The sequence below is a fragment of the Bacillus sp. SJZ110 genome (assembly GCF_006715455.1).
GTDB classification, from domain to species: domain Bacteria; phylum Bacillota; class Bacilli; order Bacillales; family Bacillaceae; genus Bacillus; species Bacillus subtilis.
Genome location: NZ_VFNF01000001.1, coordinates 745,857 through 765,111, shown reverse-complemented (window position 1 = coordinate 765,111; position 19,255 = coordinate 745,857). Strand labels below are relative to the sequence as shown.

Here is a 19,255-nt window from a genome sequence, read left to right as displayed (position 1 = left end):
TTTATGGCAAAACAAACACCCAAAGCGCTGACGCTTCGGGTGCTGCTGCTTTTATCCTCTTTTTCTGGTTAACAGGCTTACTAGAAAGACAACAATGGCTGCGCCGATTACCGCTGGAATAATGGCAAATCCGGCTAGGTGCGGCCCCCATGTTCCAAGCAGCCCGTGTCCGATCCAAGCGCCTATAAGACCTGCGATCATAGACCCGATAATTCCTCCGGGCATATCTCCTTTTACAAACAGGCTTCCAAGCCATCCGATAATAATAGCGACGATAAGTGAAATAAGAAAACTCATCATTCAACACATCCTATTTTTTATTTATTTGCTTATATCATTCCTCTTTTTTGTATAAGATAAACAACTGGATGCTCTCATTAAAAAATACGGACAATTCAGAGCATATTGGCTCTTCATTGCGCCTTTTCTTTCAATATTTGATGCGTTAAAATGGTAACCGTGTGAAAAGATGCTAGACAAGGAAAAAATAATTCCTATCTAGAAAGTTTAACAAAATGAAATTTTTGATTGACCTAAGTTTTTTATTGTGGTAAACCTTTATTTGTCAGAATTAGTTCTTCATCATCTTTTCTTTACTTATATGCGGAAATAACTAGAAACTTTTCATCTTAAGCGATAGATGTGAATAAAGTTGGAGCGATTTTTGTCGATTTTATGACATTTAAGCGAAAATGGGATGAAGTTTATAAAAAAATAAAGCTAATATGTGAAGTTTTTGATAGCATAACAAAGTAGAGAAAAGATTTTGAGGAAGTATGCACTTCAGATTTATTACATCAATAGGAAGGATGGTGATCTTCTTGTTCAGAGCATTAAAACCGTTGCTTGTATTAGCGCTGTTAACTGTGGTTTTCGTCCTTGGGGGATGCAGCAATGCTTCAGTACTAGATCCGAAAGGACCTGTAGCTGAACAGCAAAGTGATTTAATCCTGTTATCTATCGGATTTATGCTGTTTATCGTCGGGGTCGTCTTTGTTCTATTTACCATTATTTTAGTAAAATACCGCGACCGTAAAGGCAAAGATAATGGATCTTATAACCCAGAAATTCATGGTAACACGTTTTTAGAAGTAGTCTGGACAGTGATCCCAATTTTAATCGTCATTGCACTTTCTGTGCCAACAGTACAGACGATATATTCGTTAGAAAAAGCTCCTGAAGCAACAAAAGACAAAGAGCCTCTTGTTGTTTATGCTACTTCGGTAGACTGGAAATGGGTATTCAGCTACCCTGAACAGGATATTGAAACGGTCAACTACTTAAACATTCCTGTCGACCGCCCGATCTTGTTCAAAATCTCATCTGCAGATTCAATGGCTTCGCTATGGATTCCTCAGCTTGGAGGACAAAAATATGCGATGGCAGGGATGCTGATGGATCAATACTTACAGGCTGACAAAGTGGGTACTTACGAAGGCCGCAACGCGAACTTCACAGGTGAACATTTTGCAGACCAAGAGTTTGATGTGAATGCAGTCACAGAAAAAGACTTTAACAGCTGGGTGAAAAAGACTCAGAACGAGGCTCCTAAGCTGACAAAAGAGAAGTATGATGAATTGATGCTTCCTGAAAATGTGGACGAATTAACGTTCTCTTCTACTCACTTGAAATACGTTGATCACGGACAAGACGCTGAGTACGCGATGGAGGCGCGCAAACGCCTTGGCTATCAAGCCGTTTCACCGCACTCTAAAACAGATCCGTTTGAAAACGTAAAGAAAAACGAATTTAAGAAGTCTGATGATACAGAAGAATGATATTGATCAGGAAAGGAGGAAGCCTGCATGAAATTCAAATGGGACGAATTTTTCGTAACTGGTGACCCATTAATTCTGGGCGCACAAGTTTCCATTGCGCTTTCAACCATTGCCATTATTTTTGTACTGACTTACTTTAAAAAGTGGAAATGGCTGTGGTCTGAATGGATAACTACTGTTGACCATAAAAAACTCGGAATCATGTATATTATATCTGCTGTAATTATGTTATTCCGCGGCGGTGTCGACGGTCTGATGATGCGTGCCCAGCTAGCGCTTCCGAATAACAGTTTTTTAGACTCAAACCACTATAATGAAATTTTTACAACTCACGGTACAATCATGATCATCTTCATGGCGATGCCGTTCTTAATCGGTCTTATCAACGTTGTTGTGCCTCTTCAAATCGGTGCCCGCGACGTTGCGTTCCCTTACTTGAACAACCTGAGCTTCTGGACGTTCTTTGTAGGGGCGATGCTTTTCAATATTTCTTTCGTTATCGGAGGTTCTCCGAACGCAGGCTGGACGAGTTATATGCCGCTTGCAAGTAACGACATGAGCCCTGGGCCGGGTGAGAACTACTACCTCCTCGGACTTCAGATTGCCGGTATCGGTACCCTGATGACAGGGATCAACTTTATGGTAACAATCTTAAAAATGAGAACAAAAGGCATGACATTAATGCGTATGCCAATGTTCACATGGACAACACTGATCACAATGGTTATTATCGTGTTTGCGTTCCCTGTACTTACAGTAGCATTGGCACTTTTATCATTTGATCGTTTGTTCGGCGCTCACTTTTTCACATTGGAAGCAGGCGGTATGCCGATGCTTTGGGCAAACTTGTTCTGGATTTGGGGACATCCTGAAGTATATATCGTTATTCTTCCGGCGTTTGGTATTTTCTCAGAAATCATCTCAAGCTTTGCAAGAAAACAATTGTTTGGTTACAAAGCGATGGTTGGTTCTATTATCGCCATCTCTGTATTGAGTTTCTTAGTTTGGACTCACCACTTCTTCACAATGGGGAACAGTGCGTCCGTTAACTCATTCTTCTCAATTACGACAATGGCAATCTCAATCCCAACCGGGGTTAAAATCTTTAACTGGCTCTTTACAATGTATAAAGGCCGAATCAGCTTTACAACACCTATGCTGTGGGCGCTTGCGTTCATTCCTAACTTCGTTATCGGCGGGGTTACAGGGGTTATGCTTGCGATGGCAGCAGCGGATTATCAATACCATAATACGTACTTCCTTGTATCTCACTTCCACTATGTGCTGATCGCGGGTACTGTATTTGCTTGTTTCGCCGGATTTATTTTCTGGTATCCAAAAATGTTCGGCCACAAGCTGAACGAAAGAATCGGAAAATGGTTCTTCTGGATCTTTATGATCGGGTTCAATATTTGTTTCTTCCCGCAATATTTCTTGGGGCTTCAAGGCATGCCTCGCCGTATTTACACATACGGACCGAATGACGGCTGGACAACATTGAACTTTATCTCAACAGTCGGAGCTTTCATGATGGGTGTAGGATTCTTAATCCTTTGCTATAACATCTACTACAGCTTCCGTTACTCTACTCGTGAAATCAGCGGAGATTCATGGGGTGTGGGACGTACGCTTGATTGGGCGACTTCTTCTGCGATTCCGCCGCATTACAACTTTGCGGTGCTTCCTGAAGTCAAATCTCAAGATGCATTCCTGCATATGAAAGAAGAAAAAACTGAATTATACCCTGAAAGCAAATTCAAGAAAATCCATATGCCAAGCAACTCAGGCAGACCGTTCTTTATGTCTGTTGCCTTCGGTCTTGCAGGCTTTGGACTTGTCTTTGAATGGTACTGGATGGGCGTAGTCGGATTGATCGGAGTCCTGCTCTGCATGGTTCTGCGTTCATTCGAATACGACAACGGCTACTACATTAGTGTTGATGAAATAAAAGAGACGGAAAGAAAGATTTCCGAATAAGGAGGCGTGAGTTATGGAACATGCAGAACACGGCAATTCTAACGCGCCTATGGAATATCAATCTGAAACCGGCAGACTTAATATTCTCGGGTTTTGGATCTTTTTAGGGGCAGAAATTGTGTTGTTCTCAACACTATTTGCAACCTTCTTCGTTCTTAAAAACAGAACAGCTGGAGGTGTCTTGCCAGACGAACTATTTGAAGTCAATCTGGTAATGATTATGACGTTCTTGCTGCTGATCAGCAGCTTTACCTGCGGGATCGCTGTTCATGAAATGCGCCGCGGAAGTTTAAAAGGCGTAGTCATTTGGACAATTATCACTCTTCTTCTCGGTGCCGGCTTCGTCGGATGCGAGATCAACGAGTTTGTTCACTATGTACATGAAGGAGCGGCTCTCAGTACAAGTGCGTTCTGGTCTGGATTCTTTGTTTTACTTGGAACTCACGGAACTCACGTAACAATCGGGATTTTCTGGATCACAGGAATTCTGATTCAGTTGAAGAAACGCGGCTTAACTCCGCAAACTTCATCTAAAATCTTTATCTCAAGCTTGTACTGGCACTTCTTAGATGTTGTATGGATTTTCATCTTTACAGGTGTCTATCTCATGGGATTGGGGGGTCTGTAAAATGGCAAACAAATCTGCTGAACACAGTCACTTTCCATGGAAACACATTGTAGGTTTTATCCTGTCTATCGTTTTGACCCTGCTGGCTCTATGGGTTGCAGTGTATACTGACCTGAGCTCATCAGCAAAACTTTGGATTATCTTCGGCTTCGCCTTCATTCAGGCGGCGCTGCAGCTTCTCATGTTCATGCATATGACAGAGAGCGAAAACGGCACGATCCAAGTCGGAAACACGCTGTTCGGATTCTTTGGCGCGATCGTTATCGTACTTGGATCCATCTGGATTTTCGCGGCTCACTATCACCATGGTGACCATATGGACGGAAATCCTCCTGGAGGCGCTGAACACTCAGAGCATTCAGGCCATAACGAATAATACAAAAACCCTCTTCAGTGGAAGAGGGTTTTTTGCTGTCTTCAGCTGCTTCGCTTTCTGCGAAGATACGGAAGGCCGTAAATGATAAATGCGGCGATATGAGCGACAATGACGTTAACGGCAAACAAGATAATCATGAGAGTGTGTCCAAGTGGAGAAAGGCTTTCTGTTGCGTAAAAGAAGAAGAATACCCACATTAAAATGATTGGCGGAATAGCTGAGAGTGCGACTTTTTTGTTATCAAGCCAAATAAAGAGAGGCGTTGCGCTGGCAACCAATAAGTAAGCAAAAAACATGTCCATCATACCCGTCTCCTTTCATTTTGTGATAACGTTTACAAAAATGAAATAGAGGAACTGAGTTGTGTCTGTTTTGTGATTGTTTTTTGAACATTCTGTTACAATTATTATACCATGTTTTCCAGAAATTGATACGTGTTTTTGCAGAAATGGACTGGATCTATCGTCTTATTTTTTCGTTTAATGTGCTAGGAGAATGTATGGGCATGGGGCTCTGAATTTTTAGCTATTTCTATATGAGGTATCACATTATTTGGGAACATAACACATTATCGCATTCGTTTTTTAACAAATTCTATTGGTATGGCGTTTTTTTCATTTGAAAAGTTTTGTGTCAATCGAAACATTTCGGTTTATCATACGTCATATTTCGTGTAGCTGAAAAGCGCCACAAGTGCGGAAAAAACTTAAAAGGAAGCGAGCTTCACGTGTCATCTTGAACGTGGTTCATGTATAATAAACATTAGTGATTTTCCGATGAAAATGTAAGGCGGGATAGAATGAGTCGATATAAGAAACAGCAAAGCCCCTTTTACCAGGGGGATTTGATTTTTATATTTGGTGTGTTTTTTATTATAAGCGTAGTATCAATTTATGCTGCCGGTCAGTTTGGGCAGTATGGGAACACGGATTGGATTCAGCAAATTGTGTTTTATCTTTTGGGGGCTGTTGCCATTACAGTTCTTTTGTACTTTGATTTAGAACAGCTTGAAAAGTTAAGTTTATATATTTTTATCATTGGTATTTTATCTTTGATTATTCTTAAAATCAGTCCCGAGTCTATTGCACCTGTTATTAAAGGGGCAAAAAGTTGGTTTAGGATCGGTAGAATAACAATACAGCCGTCAGAGTTTATGAAGGTTGGTTTGATTATGATGCTTGCTTCAGTTATTGGAAAAGCAAATCCTAAAGGAGTTCGGACGCTTAGGGATGATATCCACTTGTTATTAAAGATTGCGGGTGTCGCAGTTATTCCTGTAGGTCTTATCTTGATGCAGGATGCTGGGACTGCGGGAATATGTATGTTTATCGTTCTTGTAATGGTTTTTATGTCAGGGATAAACTGGAAATTGATTGCGATCATAGCTGGTTCAGGTATCTTACTCATTTCATTAATTTTATTAGTAATGATAAACTTTCCTGACGTTGCTAAATCAGTTGGAATACAGGACTATCAAATTAAGCGGGTCACTTCTTGGGTGTCTGCTTCAAATGAGACACAGGAAGATTCAAATGACAGCTGGCAAGTTGACCAGGCCATCATGGCAATAGGATCTGGTGGTATTTTAGGTAATGGTATTTCTAATTTGAAGGTTTATGTTCCAGAGAGTACGACTGACTTTATCTTTTCTATAATAGGTGAGTCATTTGGCTTTATAGGCTGTGCAATAGTTGTCATCATGTTCTTCTTTTTAATCTACAGGCTTGTCGTTCTGATAGACAAAATACATCCGTTTAACCGTTTCGCTTCTTTCTTTTGCGTTGGCTATACGGCGTTAATTGTGATCCACACATTCCAGAATATCGGAATGAACATCGGCATTATGCCTGTTACCGGGATTCCGCTGCTGTTTGTCAGCTATGGGGGAAGCTCGACACTTTCCACGTTAATCGGATTTGGGATTGTATATAATGCAAGTGTGCAGCTGACGAAATACAGAAGTTATCTTTTTAATTCTTAATATCCAGACAGCCTTTACAGAGGCTGTCTTTTTTTGTGCAGAGCATTTCACTTTTGAGATCACTTTTTTTCAGATATGATAAAAAGTGATAAGGAGGTTTTTGTGATGAATAACACAATCGAAACCATTTTGAATCATCGGTCAATCCGGTCTTTTACAGATCAGCTTTTGACAGCTGAAGAAATTGATACATTAGTGAAAAGTGCGCAGGCTGCGTCTACATCCAGCTATGTGCAGGCATATTCGATTATCGGGGTTTCTGATCCTGAGAAAAAACGTGAGCTGTCCGTGCTTGCTGGGAATCAGCCTTACGTTGAGAAGAACGGACACTTTTTTGTATTTTGTGCGGATTTGTACCGTCATCAACAACTGGCTGAGGAAAAAGGTGAACATATTTCTGAGCTGCTCGAGAATACAGAAATGTTTATGGTTAGCTTGATTGATGCGGCGCTGGCGGCGCAAAATATGAGCATTGCCGCTGAATCCATGGGGCTTGGCATTTGCTATATCGGCGGCATTCGGAATGAACTGGACAAGGTGACAGAGGTGCTGCAAACGCCTGACCATGTGCTCCCGCTTTTCGGACTGGCAGTAGGCCATCCTGCGAACCTTTCCGGCAAAAAACCGAGATTGCCAAAGCAGGCCGTTTATCATGAGAATACGTATAATGTGAACACAGACGATTTCCGTCATACTATGAATACGTATGACAAAACCATTTCTGATTACTATAGAGAAAGAACAAACGGGCAGCGGGAAGAAACGTGGTCCGATCAAATACTGAACTTTATGAAGCAAAAGCCGCGTACGTATTTAAATGACTACGTGAAAGAAAAGGGCTTTAATAAAAACTAAAGCAAACCTCTCCGTCTGGAGGGGTTTTTATGTTTCACGTGTAACATATTCCGACAAATAGGGACATGCTTTCACAAATAAATGGCGAATGATAGGGGACACTGATAAGCAGTGTGAGCGGCTTTGGAGAAAAAATAGGGGATCAGTGATACGATGAGGATGAGGTGGTAGGGATGGTTTCATTAAGTATATTAGATCAATCTCCAGTATCAGAGGGCAGTAATGCAGAAACGGCCTTACAGCAAACCGTTGCGCTTGCCCAAGCTGCTGAGGACCTTGGATATAAGAGATTTTGGGTTTCTGAGCATCACTTTTCAAAACGGCTTGCAGGGTCCAGTCCTGAGGTGCTAATCAGTCATATAGCAGCGAAAACAAAGCGAATCCGTGTTGGATCAGGAGGAGTCATGCTGCCGCATTACAGTGCTTATAAAGTAGCTGAAAACTTTCGTGTTCTGGAGGGGCTGACACCAGGAAGAATTGACCTGGGGCTTGGCAGAGCACCGGGGGGAATGCCGATTGCATCATGGGCGCTGAATGACGGCGGTAAGCGCAATGCTGATCAGTATCCGCAGCAAATCAAGGAGCTGACCATGTATTTGCATGATTTGGCGGATGATAAACACCGTTTTCCGAATCTGACGGCTGCGCCGCATATTTCAACGGCTCCGGATGTGTGGCTGCTCGGCTCATCTGGAGAAAGCGCGCTGCTCGCAGCTGAATCTGGCGCTGGCTATATGTTTGCCCATTTTATCAATGGAGAGGGCGGAGAGGGTACTGTCAGACAGTATAAGAGACGATTCAAACCGTCTGTGTTAGGAGATACGCCTCGAGCGGCAGTTGCTGTTTTTGTTCTTTGTGCTGACACAGAGGAGAAGGCAGAGGAGCTTGGGGCTGTGCTTGATTTTACACTTTTGGCGGGAGAGCAGGGTATTCCTTTAGAGGGAGTTCCTTCGTATGAAGCTGTTCGGAAAAATACGTATTCTCCTTATGAACAGAGACGAATTGCTGATAATCGAAATCGAATGATTGTTGGTACGAAAGAACAGGTTAAGGAGCGGCTGCTAGCTTTGAGTAAAGCGTATGAAACAGAGGAAATCATGGTGGTGACCATCACGCATCATTTTGAAGATAAGCTCCGATCGTATCGATTATTGCAGGAGGCGTTTGCTGACTGATCTTTAAAAAGCCCTGCCGATTCGGCAGGGCTTTTTCTTATTCAACAGTGAAAGGTTCTTCGGTCAAAACCTGGCTTGACTTGCCTTTGTTCGCGGCATATGCGAGCAAGTAATACTCTCCGGCCGGAAGTTTGGTTCCGCCATTAATCGTGCCGTCCCAGTCAAAGTACTGGTAACCTTTATCTTGGTTTTTATAAATGCCGGCTTGGCCTGCGAAATCAAGGTTGCTGTCATAGACGAGGAACGCCAGCTCTTCCGCTCCCGCAGGAAGGTAGGTTTCAATTTGATAGGTACCTTGTACAGACCCTTCGCTGACAGAGACAGATGTGACTCTCGGATAATCGGGCTCTTTCACAATCAGCAATGTAGGTACCTTAGCGACCGTTTTTCCGCCTTCTCTGACGATAACCGTTCCTTCATAGGTGCCAGCTTTTGTTTTCTTCGTATTGACCTTTACTTTTGCAGTGGCTTTCCCGGTTTGATGTGCCGGAATCACAACACGGCTTGTGCCGGATGTGGAGATGCCGCTGCCATTAAATGAGTATTCCAGTGTGTATGACTTTCTAATGGAAGATTGATTTTCAATCGTAAACGTTTCATTTTTTGTTTCGTTTCCGTTTTCCTTCAAGAACGTGCCGTATGAATAGCTTCCAGGTGAGACGAGCGAATCGGCTTTGATTGCGTTCATGATTCTTGCGCTGCCTGCGCCTTGAGCGTTATGCGGATATACTTCCCCATCGCTATCCTTTAAAGTGACAGCGGTATTCATGATGGCGGCTTTAATCTGTTCAACGCTCCACTTTGGTTTGGCTTGTTTAATAACGGCAACCGCTCCGGCAATATGAGGCGATGCCATGCTTGTTCCTTGTTTTGATCCGTAGCCGTATGGATGGTCAGGATCGTGTGTTGGGATCGTGCTCACGATATTGACCCCTGGCGCGGAAATATCAGGCTTAATCATCCACGTATCCATAACAGGGCCGCGTGATGAGAAATCAGCGACTTGTTCACCGAGCGCTTTTGAGACCGTCAACTTGAATGTTGTTTTTGTCTCACCAGCTTTCAGGGCGCTGACGAGTTTTTCGCCGTCTTCTAATGAAAGCTTAATCGTTGGGACAGACATGCCTGGCACATTGGCTTCAATTTCTCCAGAGAGGTTGTTATACACAACCATGCCGATTGCACCGGCTTTTTTAGCGTTATCCGCTTTATCCACAAATGCAATGCTGCCTCGTTTGACAACGGCGACTTTGCCTGTCAGGTCTTTCCCTTCAAAATCCTTTGCTTCGCCGATTCCCGCTTCGACAAGCTCAACTTCTTTGTTATTGAGCGCTTTGACGTCGTCCTCTTTGTTGTAGCCCATCACTTTTGCTGAAGAGTAGGAGCCGAAAGTGACGGCGTATTCATTGAGCGGCAGCTGAGTCGCACCGACAGAAATCGCTTCTCTTGATGTGCCCGGCGATCCGACTGTCCAGCCGTTCGGTCCGCTGTTGCCGTTTGAGGTAACAGCGACAACGCCTTCTGACATGGCCCAGTCAAGCGCTGTGCTTGTCGCCCAGTCCGGGTTGTTTAAAGAGTTTCCGAGAGACAGGTTCATCACATCTGCCCCGTCCTGCACTGCACGTTCCACGCCCGCGATGACGTTTTCCGTTGTGCCGCTTCCGCCAGGCCCTAACACACGATAAGCAAGAAGTGTGGCATCAGGCGCTACGCCTTTAATCGTTCCGTTTGCAGCCACAGTTCCGGCTACGTGTGTGCCATGGTCAGTTGCCTCGCCCCTCGGATCGCCGGTTGGTGTTTCTTTTGGATCGTAATCATTGTCCACAAAATCGTATCCTTTATATTGTCCAAAGTTTTTCTTCAGATCTGGGTGATTGTATTCAACCCCAGTGTCAATAATCGCCACCTTGATGCCTTTTCCTGTGTAGCCTAAATCCCATGCATCGTTTGCTCCGATATAAGGCGCACTGTCATCCATTTGCGGAGATACGGCGTCTTCGGAGATTGTGACGTCTTTATCCTTCATATTGTCTGTTTTATATGTGACGTTCGGGTACACTGCCTTAACGTCTTTTACCGCTAGAAGTTTTGGAATCTCATTAGCTGGAAGCTTCATAGAGAAGCCTGAGAATACCTGCTCATATTCCCGGTTTACTTTTCCGTTTTTCACTGCTTTGATTGCTTTGTTTTTTGCTTTGGTGCGAGCGGTTTTCAGCTTGCTTTTCGATTGGCTTTCTCCCGCTTCCTTCGCTTCTGCCAAGGATTTTTCTTTTAATTCCACTATAACGGTTGTTTTTTTGCTTGTCGTCATATCGATATCACCGAATACCTCGGCTTTTTCCAGATCAGCCGACGTTTTTGAAGAAGCCGGAGCTGCCTGAACGCCCGTAATGCCTGTGGATAACGCAAAAAATAAGACGAAACTTACAAGCAGAAAGCGAATGATCCCCTTTTTCAATGTGTTTCCCCCTTTGTATTTAGAAAAAATGTGAAAGATCTAGTATATATTTCTTGAAAATTCAAAAAAATCCTTGTGTCATTTGGACCATTTATTGGATTTTGTTTGTGTATAACGAAGGAGTTATACACAGAACCCTGTGTATAAGTGAATAAACCTGTGTATATATATAGTTAGGAATATACGTTCGTATACAAAATATAGATAGAGTTTGTGGACATGTGGATATCTCTTGTGATTAAGTTGTTCTTATCTTTGGGATAACTTGTGTATAAAGTTTTCAAAGCGGTTCTCCAATTTTCATTTCAATTCTTTCAGCTTTCAACAAAACTTCTAAAAACTAGTTGGTTTTTTCACTCATATTGTGACAAAGAATTCTCTTTCCACGGTCTATCATAGAGTCATGAGTTTTGCTAGAGCCGCTAGTTTGCGAGAAAAGAAATCGGCCGTCTTTTCTTGCGGGCTGCGGCTGAGAAAACGGGCTGCTAAAAAGGCTGCCTGCCAAAAAGAAGCGGAGGGATGTTTTTCTATGAAACGTTTGCTTGTATCTTTACGGGTGTGGATGGTCTTTTTGATGAACTGGGTGACGCCGGACAGAAAAACTGCGGCTGCCGCGGTCTATTCGGCTCAGCGTACATACCAAAGAAAGGCGGCTGTGCAGGCCGCAGGACTCGTTTCGTTTTATGAATGGCGGATGGCTGTGAATGAGGAAGAAAAGCAGAAAGCGAAAGCCGCCGCGCTTTATAAAAGAAGATGTTTGCAAGCCTTCAAGGAATCGCCAAAGCAGGAGAGAGCGGGCCCGCATCTTTACATGGCGGTCAAAAGGAGGTAAAATCCCAGTCAAAAGCAAATTGGCGGGAGAGATAACCTCTTGAAAATCTATAAAGTATTAAACAACAATGCGGCTTTAATAAAAGAGGATGATCAGGAAAAAATCGTGATGGGACCGGGAATCGCTTTTCAAAAAAAGAAAAATGATCTCATCCCTATGAATAAAGTGGAAAAAATCTTTGTCGTGCGCGACGAGAATGAAAAGTTCAAACAAATCCTGCAAACACTGCCGGAGGAGCATATAGAAATAGCTGAGGATATCATCAGCTATGCGGAAGGAGAGCTCGCGGCGCCGCTGAGCGATCACATTCATATCGCGCTTTCCGACCATTTGTCCTTTGCGATCGAAAGGATTCAAAATGGGCTGCTTGTGCAGAATAAATTGCTGCATGAGATAAAGGCGCTCTATAAAAAAGAATATGAGATCGGCCTGTGGGCGATCGGACATGTAAAAGAGACATTGGGCGTGTCTCTGCCTGAAGATGAAGCGGGTTATATTGCCCTTCACATCCATACGGCGAAGATGGATGCGGAGAGCATGTATTCAGCGCTGAAGCATACGACCATGATCAAAGAAATGATAGAGAAAATAGAACAATACTTTAATCGAAAGGTGGATGAAAACAGCATTTCCTATCAACGCCTTGTCACGCATTTGCGATACGCGGTCAGCCGGTTGGAATCAAATGAAGCGCTCCATCGTATGGACGAGGAGATGCTTTATTTCATCCAAAAAAAGTATTCATTCGCCTATCAATGTGCGCTGGAGCTGGCGGAGTTTTTGAAAAATGAATATCAATTACATTTGCCGGAATCCGAGGCCGGCTATATCACGCTGCATGTCCAGCGTCTTCAAGATCTCTCGGAATAACCGCTTTGACTTGCAGGGAGTGATCTCTGGAAGTTTTTTTATTGATCAGGATTCAGTGTGTAGTACATCCAGCCCATCATAACTATTCCCGCGGTCAGATTGCCGAGCGTAACGGGGATTAAGTTTCTGACTGCTCCCATCAGTGTCACTGTATCAGGGTGCTCGATCAAAAGCGAGATGGCGAATGTGCACATATTGGCAATGCTGTGTTCAAAGCCGGAAATAAAGAAGCAGAAAACGAAAAGCATCATGGTAAAAAGCTTTGCTCCTTCCCCTTTGAGAGACATTGGAATGAAAAAGGCGAGGCACACAAGCCAATTGCACAGCATTCCTCTGAAAAACAATTCGGAAGCCGGCGGCTCCATTTTGTGCTCTGCCAAATGAATCAAAAAGGAATGAACAGAAGGCTCCTCAAAAAGTCCCGTCGCGCTGATCAGGATGGCAAACAGAATGGCGCCGATTAAATTGCCGGCATAGCTTGACATCCACAAGTATAGGGTGTCGCGCCAGCTGATTTTTTTCCGGAGCGCGGTATAGGTGAAATAAAAGGTGTTGCCGGTAAATAAATCTCCGCCTCCGTAAGCAATCATCAGAATAGCGGCCCCGAAAGTGACAGCGGCTGCCGGAAAGGCAAACGGAGAATCAGCCATAAAGAAATAGCTGCCTGTTTTGCTTGCGGCTGTAATGCCAAAACCAATAAACATACTGGCCAAAATGGACCGAAGCACATAACGGATTTTGCTTGAAGCGAATATGTTTTGTTTTTTTAAAGCATACTGTTCAACCTTTTGCAATGCTTGAGTTTCCATTGTCTTTTCCTGCTTTCATTCATGATTGAGCATAGTATAGCACGATATTGTGAAGTATTTCACAATTAATTTTTACGAATTTTTGTCTACATGTTATATCAAACTATTTAACTAAAAAAATAGTTGACGAAAACGCTGTCATGATTTATGATGAAAGCGTATTCTTAATCTGAATAAGCGGGATTGTGACTGGTAAAGCAGGCAAGACCTAAAATTTGCGTAAATGAAAAAGGATCGCTGTGTCCTTTATTCGTTGGCGAATTTTAGGTCTTTTTTGTTTAAATAAAAGGGGGAGAAATAGATGGATTACAAAGAGACTGCAAAACGCCTCATTGAGCTTCTCGGAGGGAAAGAAAATATTATCAGCGCGGCTCATTGTGCAACAAGACTGCGTTTAGTGATGAAAGATGAATCAAAGATAGATCAAGCACAAGTAGAAGAGCTTGATGGCGTTAAAGGGGCTTTCAGCAGCTCTGGCCAGTACCAGATCATTTTCGGAACAGGCCTTGTGAATAAAGTGTTCGATGCTTTTTCTAAAGAAGCTGATATTGAGCGTGAGGAACACGTCAATCATCAGGATGCGGCAAAAGAAAAGCTGAATCCCGCTGCGAGATTTGCGAAAACGCTTTCTAATATTTTTGTCCCAATTATCCCGGCTATTGTGGCCAGCGGCCTGTTAATGGGATTGCTGGGTATGATCAATGCGTTTCATTGGATGAGCAAGGATTCTGCAGTTTTTCAGCTGCTTGATATGTTTTCAAGTGCAGCATTTATTTTCTTGCCGATTCTAATCGGGGTCAGCGCTTCAAAAGAGTTTGGCAGCAATCCATACTTGGGAGCGGTCATCGGGGGAATCATGATTCATCCGTCTCTTTTAAATCCATGGGGTTTGGCTGAAGCGACACCTGATTATATGCATCTTTTCGGATTTGATATCGCGCTTCTAGGCTATCAGGGAACTGTCATCCCTGTTCTGCTGGCGGTTTATGTAATGAGCAAGGTAGAGAAATGGACGAGAAAAGTGGTTCCACATGCGGTAGATTTGCTTGTTACACCTTTTGTTACTGTAATTGTCACCGGGTTTGTTGCTTTTATTGCGATTGGCCCTCTGGGTAGAGCGCTTGGCTCCGGCATTACGGTTGCTTTAACTTATGTGTATGACCATGCCGGTTTTGTGGCAGGTTTGATTTTCGGGGGCACGTATTCACTCATCGTGCTGACAGGTGTTCATCACAGCTTCCATGCGATTGAGGCGGGGCTAATTGCAGACATAGGCAAAAACTACTTGCTGCCGATCTGGTCAATGGCGAATGTCGCACAGGGCGGGGCAGGTCTTGCCGTCTTCTTTATGACGAAAAAGGCAAAGACAAAAGAAATCGCGCTTCCGGCAGCATTTTCTGCTTTTCTCGGCATTACTGAGCCCGTCATATTCGGAGTCAATCTTCGCTACCGAAAACCGTTTATCGCCGCGATGATCGGAGGCGCATTGGGTGGAGCATATGTCGTCTTTACACATGTAGCTGCAAACGCTTACGGGTTAACGGGAATTCCGATGATCGCCATTGCGGCTCCGTTTGGCTTCAGCAACTTGATTCACTATCTGATTGGCATGGCGATTGCGGCAGTGTCAGCGTTCATTGCAGCATTTGTCATGAAGATTAATGAGGATGAGGAGAGGAAAAAATGACAGCACATGACCAGGAGCTTCGTCGCCGTGCTTACGAAGAAGTGGAGAAAAAAGAGCCCATCGCTAACAGCGATCCGCACCGCCAGCATTTTCACATCATGCCGCCGGTTGGGCTGCTGAATGACCCGAATGGCGTGATGTATTGGAAGGGCAGCTATCATGTATTCTTTCAGTGGCAGCCGTTTCAGACGGGGCACGGCGCAAAATTTTGGGGGCATTATACGACACAGGATGTTGTGAATTGGAAGCGGGAAGAGATTGCGCTGGCTCCGAGTGATTGGTTTGATAAAAACGGCTGCTACTCGGGCAGCGCTGTCACGAAAGACGATCGGCTCTATCTGTTTTACACAGGAAATGTCAGGGATCAGGATGGAAACCGGGAAACGTATCAATGCCTTGCTGTTTCTGACGACGGGCTGTCCTTTGAGAAAAAGGGTGTCGTCGCCCGCCTTCCGGAAGGATATACGGCGCATTTTCGCGATCCGAAGGTATGGGAGCATGAAGGCACATGGTATATGGTGATTGGTGCGCAAACAGAGAATTTGAAAGGGCAGGCTGTTTTGTTTGCTTCTGAGAACCTGACAGAGTGGAGATTTCTTGGCCCGATAACCGGCGCGGGCTTCAACGTACTGGACGATTTTGGATACATGTGGGAATGCCCTGATTTGTTTTCCCTTCAAGGATCGGACGTGCTGATTGTTTCGCCTCAAGGGCTTGAGGCTGACGGTTTCCGTTATCAGAACGTATATCAATCAGGTTATTTTGTCGGCCGTCTCGATTATAACAAGCCTGAACTGAAGCATGGTGAATTTACGGAGCTTGATCAAGGTTTTGATTTTTACGCGCCGCAAACACTTGAAGACGATCAGGGAAGGCGGATTTTGTTTGCATGGATGGCGGTGCCTGATCAGGATGAAGGGTCTCATCCGACCATTGACTATCACTGGATTCACTGCATGACGCTGCCGAGACAGCTGACGCTTTCAGGCCAGAAGCTGATTCAGCAGCCGCTGCCTGAGCTAAAAGCCATGCGCAGAAATGAGAAAAAAATACACATCAACATGCATGGATCATCTGGTACGCTTCCAGTGGAAAAACCTGAAAGAGCTGAGATTCTGCTGGAAGACATTCATACGGAGTCTGGCTTTTCAATCAGTATCCGCGGAACGGCTACGTTTTCCTTCCATAAAGACGAGGGGATTGTTACGCTGGAACGAAAGAGCTTTGACGGAAAAAGAACAGAAGCGAGACATTGCCGCATCAAGGATTTGCATACCGTACACATGTTTCTCGACGCGTCATCTGTGGAAATCTTTATGAATAACGGAGAAGAGGTTTTTAGTGCAAGATATTTTCCTTTCCCGGGAAATCATGAAGTAACAGCCAGTGCGACCGGGAAATCTGAAATGAATGTCGGAATTTGGACACTTATGTAGAAAATCCTTCTATTTTCTTATGTGAAATCTGAGCCATCTGTGCTATTCTTCAACGATAACCTACTATTTTTTTCTGTAAAAGGAGTTGTTTTCTTGAATATACATGAACAGAAGATAACACCGGAATGTTTGGAAAAGGCTGCTAACCAAGTTGAAGATAAGCGAGAAGAATATAAGGATGTGCTGCTTCAGCTGAAAAAAATGCTTGGCGGAACAACGCCGCACAGTGAAACGGCGGAAATTCTCACGCGGGCATATGAACAAATGAAGGAATATGCACTTTTTGTTCAGTCGATAGAAACATTTTTGAGGAAATCTGCAAACAATTTAAAAATCAAATAAACAGGCTGCCGATGGGATCGGCAGTTTTTTCTGTGAAAAGTCTTCGGTGATTTAAAAAGGGCTGCCTCTCTGTAAGGCAGCCCCTTTTTTTATGATTGTTGATTCAGGCGCAGTGCAGAATGCTTCGTAGGACCAACATACTGGTTTAGCGGGAAGGATTCTTTAATGGCCGCTGTGATGAATTCTTTCGCTGCGTAAATGGCTTCTTTGACTTCCGCACCTTTGGCAAGCTCCGCTGTCACGGCTGCTGAGAATGTACAGCCTGCGCCATGTGTATAAGGCGTATCGATCATTTCGCTTTCAAGGACTTCCGCTGTTTCTCCGTCATAGAGAACATCAACGGCTTTCTCGTGTTTGAGTTTGCCTCCGCCTGTAATAACGACATATTGAGCGCCGAGTGCGTGAATTTTTTTCGCGGCTTCGATCATATCGTCAACTGTTTTTAGTTCATCCATGCCGCTGAGCTGGCTGGCTTCAAACAAGTTTGGCGTAATGACAGTGGCTAGCGGAGCCAATTGCTCACGCAGGGCTTGGGCGTGCTCCGGATAAAGGACTTCATTAGCACCTTTGCAAACCATAACCGGGTCAATTACCACATTTTTTAATTGTTTTTCTTTGATCGTTTTTGCCGCAAGCTCGATAATATCAACGGTTGGCAGCATTCCTGTTTTCATGGCGTCCACACCGATGCCGTCCGTAATTGTTGCAAGCTGGGCGCGGATTGTATCAGTATCGATCGGGAATACCTGATGGTCCCAGCTGTTGTTTGGGTCCATCGCAACGATCACCGTTAAGGCGGTCATCCCGTATACGTTTTTTTCTTGAAATGTTTTTAAATCAGCTTGAATCCCAGCACCGCTGCTGGAATCTGAGCCGGCAATGGTGAGTGCTTTGTGCATAGACATGTCTTGAACCTCCATCGTGTTTTGTCTTTCATTATAGTTAGATTTTCTCTGTATCACAATATAGAAGATCTATAGGAATCATTTGACAATCTCAAGGTGCTTTCGTAAAATGCTACATAAGAAAACTAGGTAGGGGTTTTGAGATGTTAAATCGTGAGCTGGTTAAGGGAAGCACGGTTATATTGGTATTGACGCTTCTGAACGAGCGGCCGATGTACGGCTATGAGCTTGTAAAAGAAATGGGAAGCCGCAGCGGAAACGAACTGCAGATGAAAGAAGGGACCTTGTATCCTTCTCTTCACAAGCTTGAACGCCAAGGATATATTTCTTCCTACTGGGAGAAGCAGGAGAAAGGACCGGACCGCAAATATTACCGGATTACAGACGAAGGCAAAGAAGTGCTGGCGGAACGCACGAAGGAATGGAGCGTATTTTCAGCCATGATGGACCGAATACTGAAGTGGAGCGGACAAAATGGATAAAGAAACATATGTATCCGAAATCAAAAGCGGGCTTAAAGGGCTTCCTGAGGGTGAGGCGATGATAGAAGAGATTGAGAGTCATATTGAACATCATCTGTTTCGTTCTTTTCAGGAAGGAAAGAGTGAGGAGGAAGCTATGCAGACTTTATTGCAGGCGTTTGGAACACCAACTGACATTGTTTCTTCGTTTAAGAAAATACAGCCAGTAACGTTCCGTGCGTTTTTGATGTTCCATCTTTTCTGTAACAGTGCCCTATTCGCTGTCGGCATTGCGATTACAATAATGCATGTATGGCTTGAATCACCGTTTGTTCAAGCAGTATGGAAAGGCATTTCTGTTTCTGTTTGGCTGATCTTAGCTGCATATATGATCTACTGGGTGCTGATTGGGTATCAAGGCGTGAAGGAGTTTGGAAAACGTGGAGAAAAGCTTGTTCTACATACGATTCTGATCTCAATGGTGCCAAACGTCATTTTTATGCTTGTTTTTCTATTCAATGTAATTCCTGCTGCGCTGTTTCAATCCTTGTTGACACCTTGGTTTGTTGGAACTTGTGCTTTTGCAACGCTGTTATTTCCGTTATTTGGCCGAATGGGCTGTTATATTGGCAGGCGTCAGCTTGTCTGATTTTTTAGGTATATACATAGAATTTCTATGTAAAGG

General features: G+C 43.9%; 19 protein-coding genes. 14 read left to right on the top strand and 5 right to left on the bottom strand.

All coding sequences use genetic code 11. The features are described 5' to 3' along the window. Positions 1 to 51 precede the first annotated feature (51 nt). Positions 52 to 297, bottom strand: coding sequence for a GlsB/YeaQ/YmgE family stress response membrane protein (locus tag FB592_RS03840; protein WP_009968363.1), 246 nt, complete (start codon positions 295 to 297; stop codon positions 52 to 54). Between the two features lie 515 nt (positions 298 to 812). Here FB592_RS03840 and qoxA point away from each other — a divergent pair. The 4 genes from qoxA to qoxD are packed head-to-tail and all read left to right on the top strand — an operon-like array spanning position 813 to position 4,759. After that, positions 813 to 1,778 carry a cytochrome aa3 quinol oxidase subunit II gene (gene qoxA, locus FB592_RS03835; RefSeq protein WP_010886637.1) on the top strand — a complete coding sequence of 322 codons (966 nt, stop codon included), beginning with the start codon at positions 813 to 815 and terminating at the stop codon, positions 1,776 to 1,778. A 27-nt stretch (positions 1,779 to 1,805) separates the two neighbouring features. Then, a complete protein-coding gene (gene qoxB, locus FB592_RS03830; RefSeq protein WP_003227407.1) occupies positions 1,806 to 3,755 on the top strand; it encodes a cytochrome aa3 quinol oxidase subunit I in 1,950 nt (649 codons plus the stop codon). Positions 3,756 to 3,768: 13 nt separating this feature from the next. After that, the gene (gene qoxC, locus FB592_RS03825; RefSeq protein WP_003227409.1) at positions 3,769 to 4,383 is read left to right on the top strand and encodes a cytochrome aa3 quinol oxidase subunit III; all 615 of its coding nucleotides are present in this window, start codon (positions 3,769 to 3,771) and stop codon (positions 4,381 to 4,383) included. A gap of 1 nt (position 4,384) precedes the next feature. Then, positions 4,385 to 4,759, top strand: a complete 375-nt coding sequence (gene qoxD / locus FB592_RS03820; protein ID WP_003227410.1) for a cytochrome aa3 quinol oxidase subunit IV — start codon at positions 4,385 to 4,387, stop codon at positions 4,757 to 4,759. 41 nt (positions 4,760 to 4,800) lie between these two features. Here qoxD and ywcE read toward each other — a convergent pair whose 3' ends face one another. Then, positions 4,801 to 5,064 carry a spore morphogenesis/germination protein YwcE gene (gene ywcE / locus FB592_RS03815; RefSeq protein WP_003227411.1) on the bottom strand — a complete coding sequence of 88 codons (264 nt, stop codon included), beginning with the start codon at positions 5,062 to 5,064 and terminating at the stop codon, positions 4,801 to 4,803. Between the two features lie 494 nt (positions 5,065 to 5,558). Between ywcE and rodA the strand changes: the two genes are divergently transcribed. The 3 genes from rodA (at position 5,559) to FB592_RS03800 (ending at position 8,770) form a co-directional block, all read left to right on the top strand. Beyond that, positions 5,559 to 6,740, top strand: coding sequence for a cell shape-determining peptidoglycan glycosyltransferase RodA (rodA, locus tag FB592_RS03810; RefSeq protein WP_003227413.1), 1,182 nt, complete (start codon positions 5,559 to 5,561; stop codon positions 6,738 to 6,740). 105 nt (positions 6,741 to 6,845) lie between these two features. After that, the gene (nfsA, locus tag FB592_RS03805) at positions 6,846 to 7,595 is read left to right on the top strand and encodes an oxygen-insensitive NADPH nitroreductase (protein ID WP_014478349.1); all 750 of its coding nucleotides are present in this window, start codon (positions 6,846 to 6,848) and stop codon (positions 7,593 to 7,595) included. Between the two features lie 173 nt (positions 7,596 to 7,768). Continuing rightward, positions 7,769 to 8,770 (top strand): LLM class flavin-dependent oxidoreductase, encoded by a 1,002-nt coding sequence (locus FB592_RS03800; protein WP_032722719.1) that lies wholly within the window; start codon positions 7,769 to 7,771, stop codon positions 8,768 to 8,770. 37 nt (positions 8,771 to 8,807) lie between these two features. Here the strand turns inward: FB592_RS03800 and vpr are convergent, their stop codons facing one another. Then, a complete protein-coding gene (vpr, locus tag FB592_RS03795; protein WP_003227419.1) occupies positions 8,808 to 11,228 on the bottom strand; it encodes a serine protease Vpr in 2,421 nt (806 codons plus the stop codon). Between the two features lie 529 nt (positions 11,229 to 11,757). Here vpr and FB592_RS03790 point away from each other — a divergent pair. Next, positions 11,758 to 12,060, top strand: coding sequence for a hypothetical protein (locus tag FB592_RS03790; protein ID WP_003222155.1), 303 nt, complete (start codon positions 11,758 to 11,760; stop codon positions 12,058 to 12,060). Positions 12,061 to 12,099: 39 nt separating this feature from the next. Next, on the top strand, positions 12,100 to 12,930 hold the full coding sequence (sacT, locus tag FB592_RS03785; RefSeq protein WP_003227423.1) for a sac operon transcriptional antiterminator SacT: 831 nt from the start codon (positions 12,100 to 12,102) through the stop codon (positions 12,928 to 12,930). Between the two features lie 38 nt (positions 12,931 to 12,968). Here sacT and FB592_RS03780 read toward each other — a convergent pair whose 3' ends face one another. Then, positions 12,969 to 13,739, bottom strand: coding sequence for a formate/nitrite transporter family protein (locus FB592_RS03780; RefSeq protein WP_133954549.1), 771 nt, complete (start codon positions 13,737 to 13,739; stop codon positions 12,969 to 12,971). A 301-nt stretch (positions 13,740 to 14,040) separates the two neighbouring features. Between FB592_RS03780 and scrA the strand changes: the two genes are divergently transcribed. The 3 genes from scrA (at position 14,041) to FB592_RS03765 (ending at position 17,204) form a co-directional block, all read left to right on the top strand. After that, the gene (scrA, locus tag FB592_RS03775) at positions 14,041 to 15,426 is read left to right on the top strand and encodes a PTS system sucrose transporter subunit IIBC (RefSeq protein WP_141949280.1); all 1,386 of its coding nucleotides are present in this window, start codon (positions 14,041 to 14,043) and stop codon (positions 15,424 to 15,426) included. Then, a complete protein-coding gene (sacA, locus tag FB592_RS03770) occupies positions 15,423 to 16,862 on the top strand; it encodes a sucrose-6-phosphate hydrolase (RefSeq protein ID WP_141949279.1) in 1,440 nt (479 codons plus the stop codon). The genes scrA and sacA overlap by 4 nt, the downstream gene beginning before the upstream one ends. A gap of 93 nt (positions 16,863 to 16,955) precedes the next feature. Beyond that, positions 16,956 to 17,204 carry a hypothetical protein gene (locus tag FB592_RS03765; RefSeq protein WP_003243437.1) on the top strand — a complete coding sequence of 83 codons (249 nt, stop codon included), beginning with the start codon at positions 16,956 to 16,958 and terminating at the stop codon, positions 17,202 to 17,204. 89 nt (positions 17,205 to 17,293) lie between these two features. Here the strand turns inward: FB592_RS03765 and FB592_RS03760 are convergent, their stop codons facing one another. Beyond that, entirely contained in the window at positions 17,294 to 18,109 is an 816-nt protein-coding gene (locus FB592_RS03760; RefSeq protein ID WP_141949278.1) for a bifunctional hydroxymethylpyrimidine kinase/phosphomethylpyrimidine kinase, read from the bottom strand. 143 nt (positions 18,110 to 18,252) lie between these two features. Here FB592_RS03760 and FB592_RS03755 point away from each other — a divergent pair, with 143 nt between their 5' ends. Together FB592_RS03755 and FB592_RS03750 are read left to right on the top strand one after the other, a co-directional pair. Beyond that, positions 18,253 to 18,591: a PadR family transcriptional regulator gene (locus tag FB592_RS03755; RefSeq protein WP_003227432.1), complete on the top strand. Its 339-nt coding sequence runs from the start codon at positions 18,253 to 18,255 to the stop codon at positions 18,589 to 18,591. After that, complete coding sequence (locus FB592_RS03750) at positions 18,584 to 19,219, top strand: permease prefix domain 1-containing protein (protein ID WP_003227434.1); 636 nt, start codon at positions 18,584 to 18,586, stop codon at positions 19,217 to 19,219. Before FB592_RS03755 ends, FB592_RS03750 begins: the two co-directional genes overlap by 8 nt. The last annotated feature ends 36 nt before the right edge of the window (positions 19,220 to 19,255 follow it).

What these genes read in the sequence shown, in the direction of transcription:
- FB592_RS03840 (WP_009968363.1), bottom strand. Translation starts at nt 297, where the DNA reads ATGAGTTTTCTTATTTCACTTATCGTCGCTATTATTATCGGATGGCTT.
- qoxB (WP_003227407.1), top strand. Translation starts at nt 1,806, where the DNA reads ATGAAATTCAAATGGGACGAATTTTTCGTAACTGGTGACCCATTAATT.
- qoxC (WP_003227409.1), top strand. Translation starts at nt 3,769, where the DNA reads ATGGAACATGCAGAACACGGCAATTCTAACGCGCCTATGGAATATCAA.
- qoxD (WP_003227410.1), top strand. Translation starts at nt 4,385, where the DNA reads ATGGCAAACAAATCTGCTGAACACAGTCACTTTCCATGGAAACACATT.
- ywcE (WP_003227411.1), bottom strand. Translation starts at nt 5,064, where the DNA reads ATGATGGACATGTTTTTTGCTTACTTATTGGTTGCCAGCGCAACGCCT.
- rodA (WP_003227413.1), top strand. Translation starts at nt 5,559, where the DNA reads ATGAGTCGATATAAGAAACAGCAAAGCCCCTTTTACCAGGGGGATTTG.
- nfsA (WP_014478349.1), top strand. Translation starts at nt 6,846, where the DNA reads ATGAATAACACAATCGAAACCATTTTGAATCATCGGTCAATCCGGTCT.
- FB592_RS03800 (WP_032722719.1), top strand. Translation starts at nt 7,769, where the DNA reads ATGGTTTCATTAAGTATATTAGATCAATCTCCAGTATCAGAGGGCAGT.
- FB592_RS03790 (WP_003222155.1), top strand. Translation starts at nt 11,758, where the DNA reads ATGAAACGTTTGCTTGTATCTTTACGGGTGTGGATGGTCTTTTTGATG.
- FB592_RS03780 (WP_133954549.1), bottom strand. Translation starts at nt 13,739, where the DNA reads ATGGAAACTCAAGCATTGCAAAAGGTTGAACAGTATGCTTTAAAAAAA.
- scrA (WP_141949280.1), top strand. Translation starts at nt 14,041, where the DNA reads ATGGATTACAAAGAGACTGCAAAACGCCTCATTGAGCTTCTCGGAGGG.
- sacA (WP_141949279.1), top strand. Translation starts at nt 15,423, where the DNA reads ATGACAGCACATGACCAGGAGCTTCGTCGCCGTGCTTACGAAGAAGTG.
- FB592_RS03760 (WP_141949278.1), bottom strand. Translation starts at nt 18,109, where the DNA reads ATGTCTATGCACAAAGCACTCACCATTGCCGGCTCAGATTCCAGCAGC.
- FB592_RS03755 (WP_003227432.1), top strand. Translation starts at nt 18,253, where the DNA reads ATGTTAAATCGTGAGCTGGTTAAGGGAAGCACGGTTATATTGGTATTG.
- FB592_RS03750 (WP_003227434.1), top strand. Translation starts at nt 18,584, where the DNA reads ATGGATAAAGAAACATATGTATCCGAAATCAAAAGCGGGCTTAAAGGG.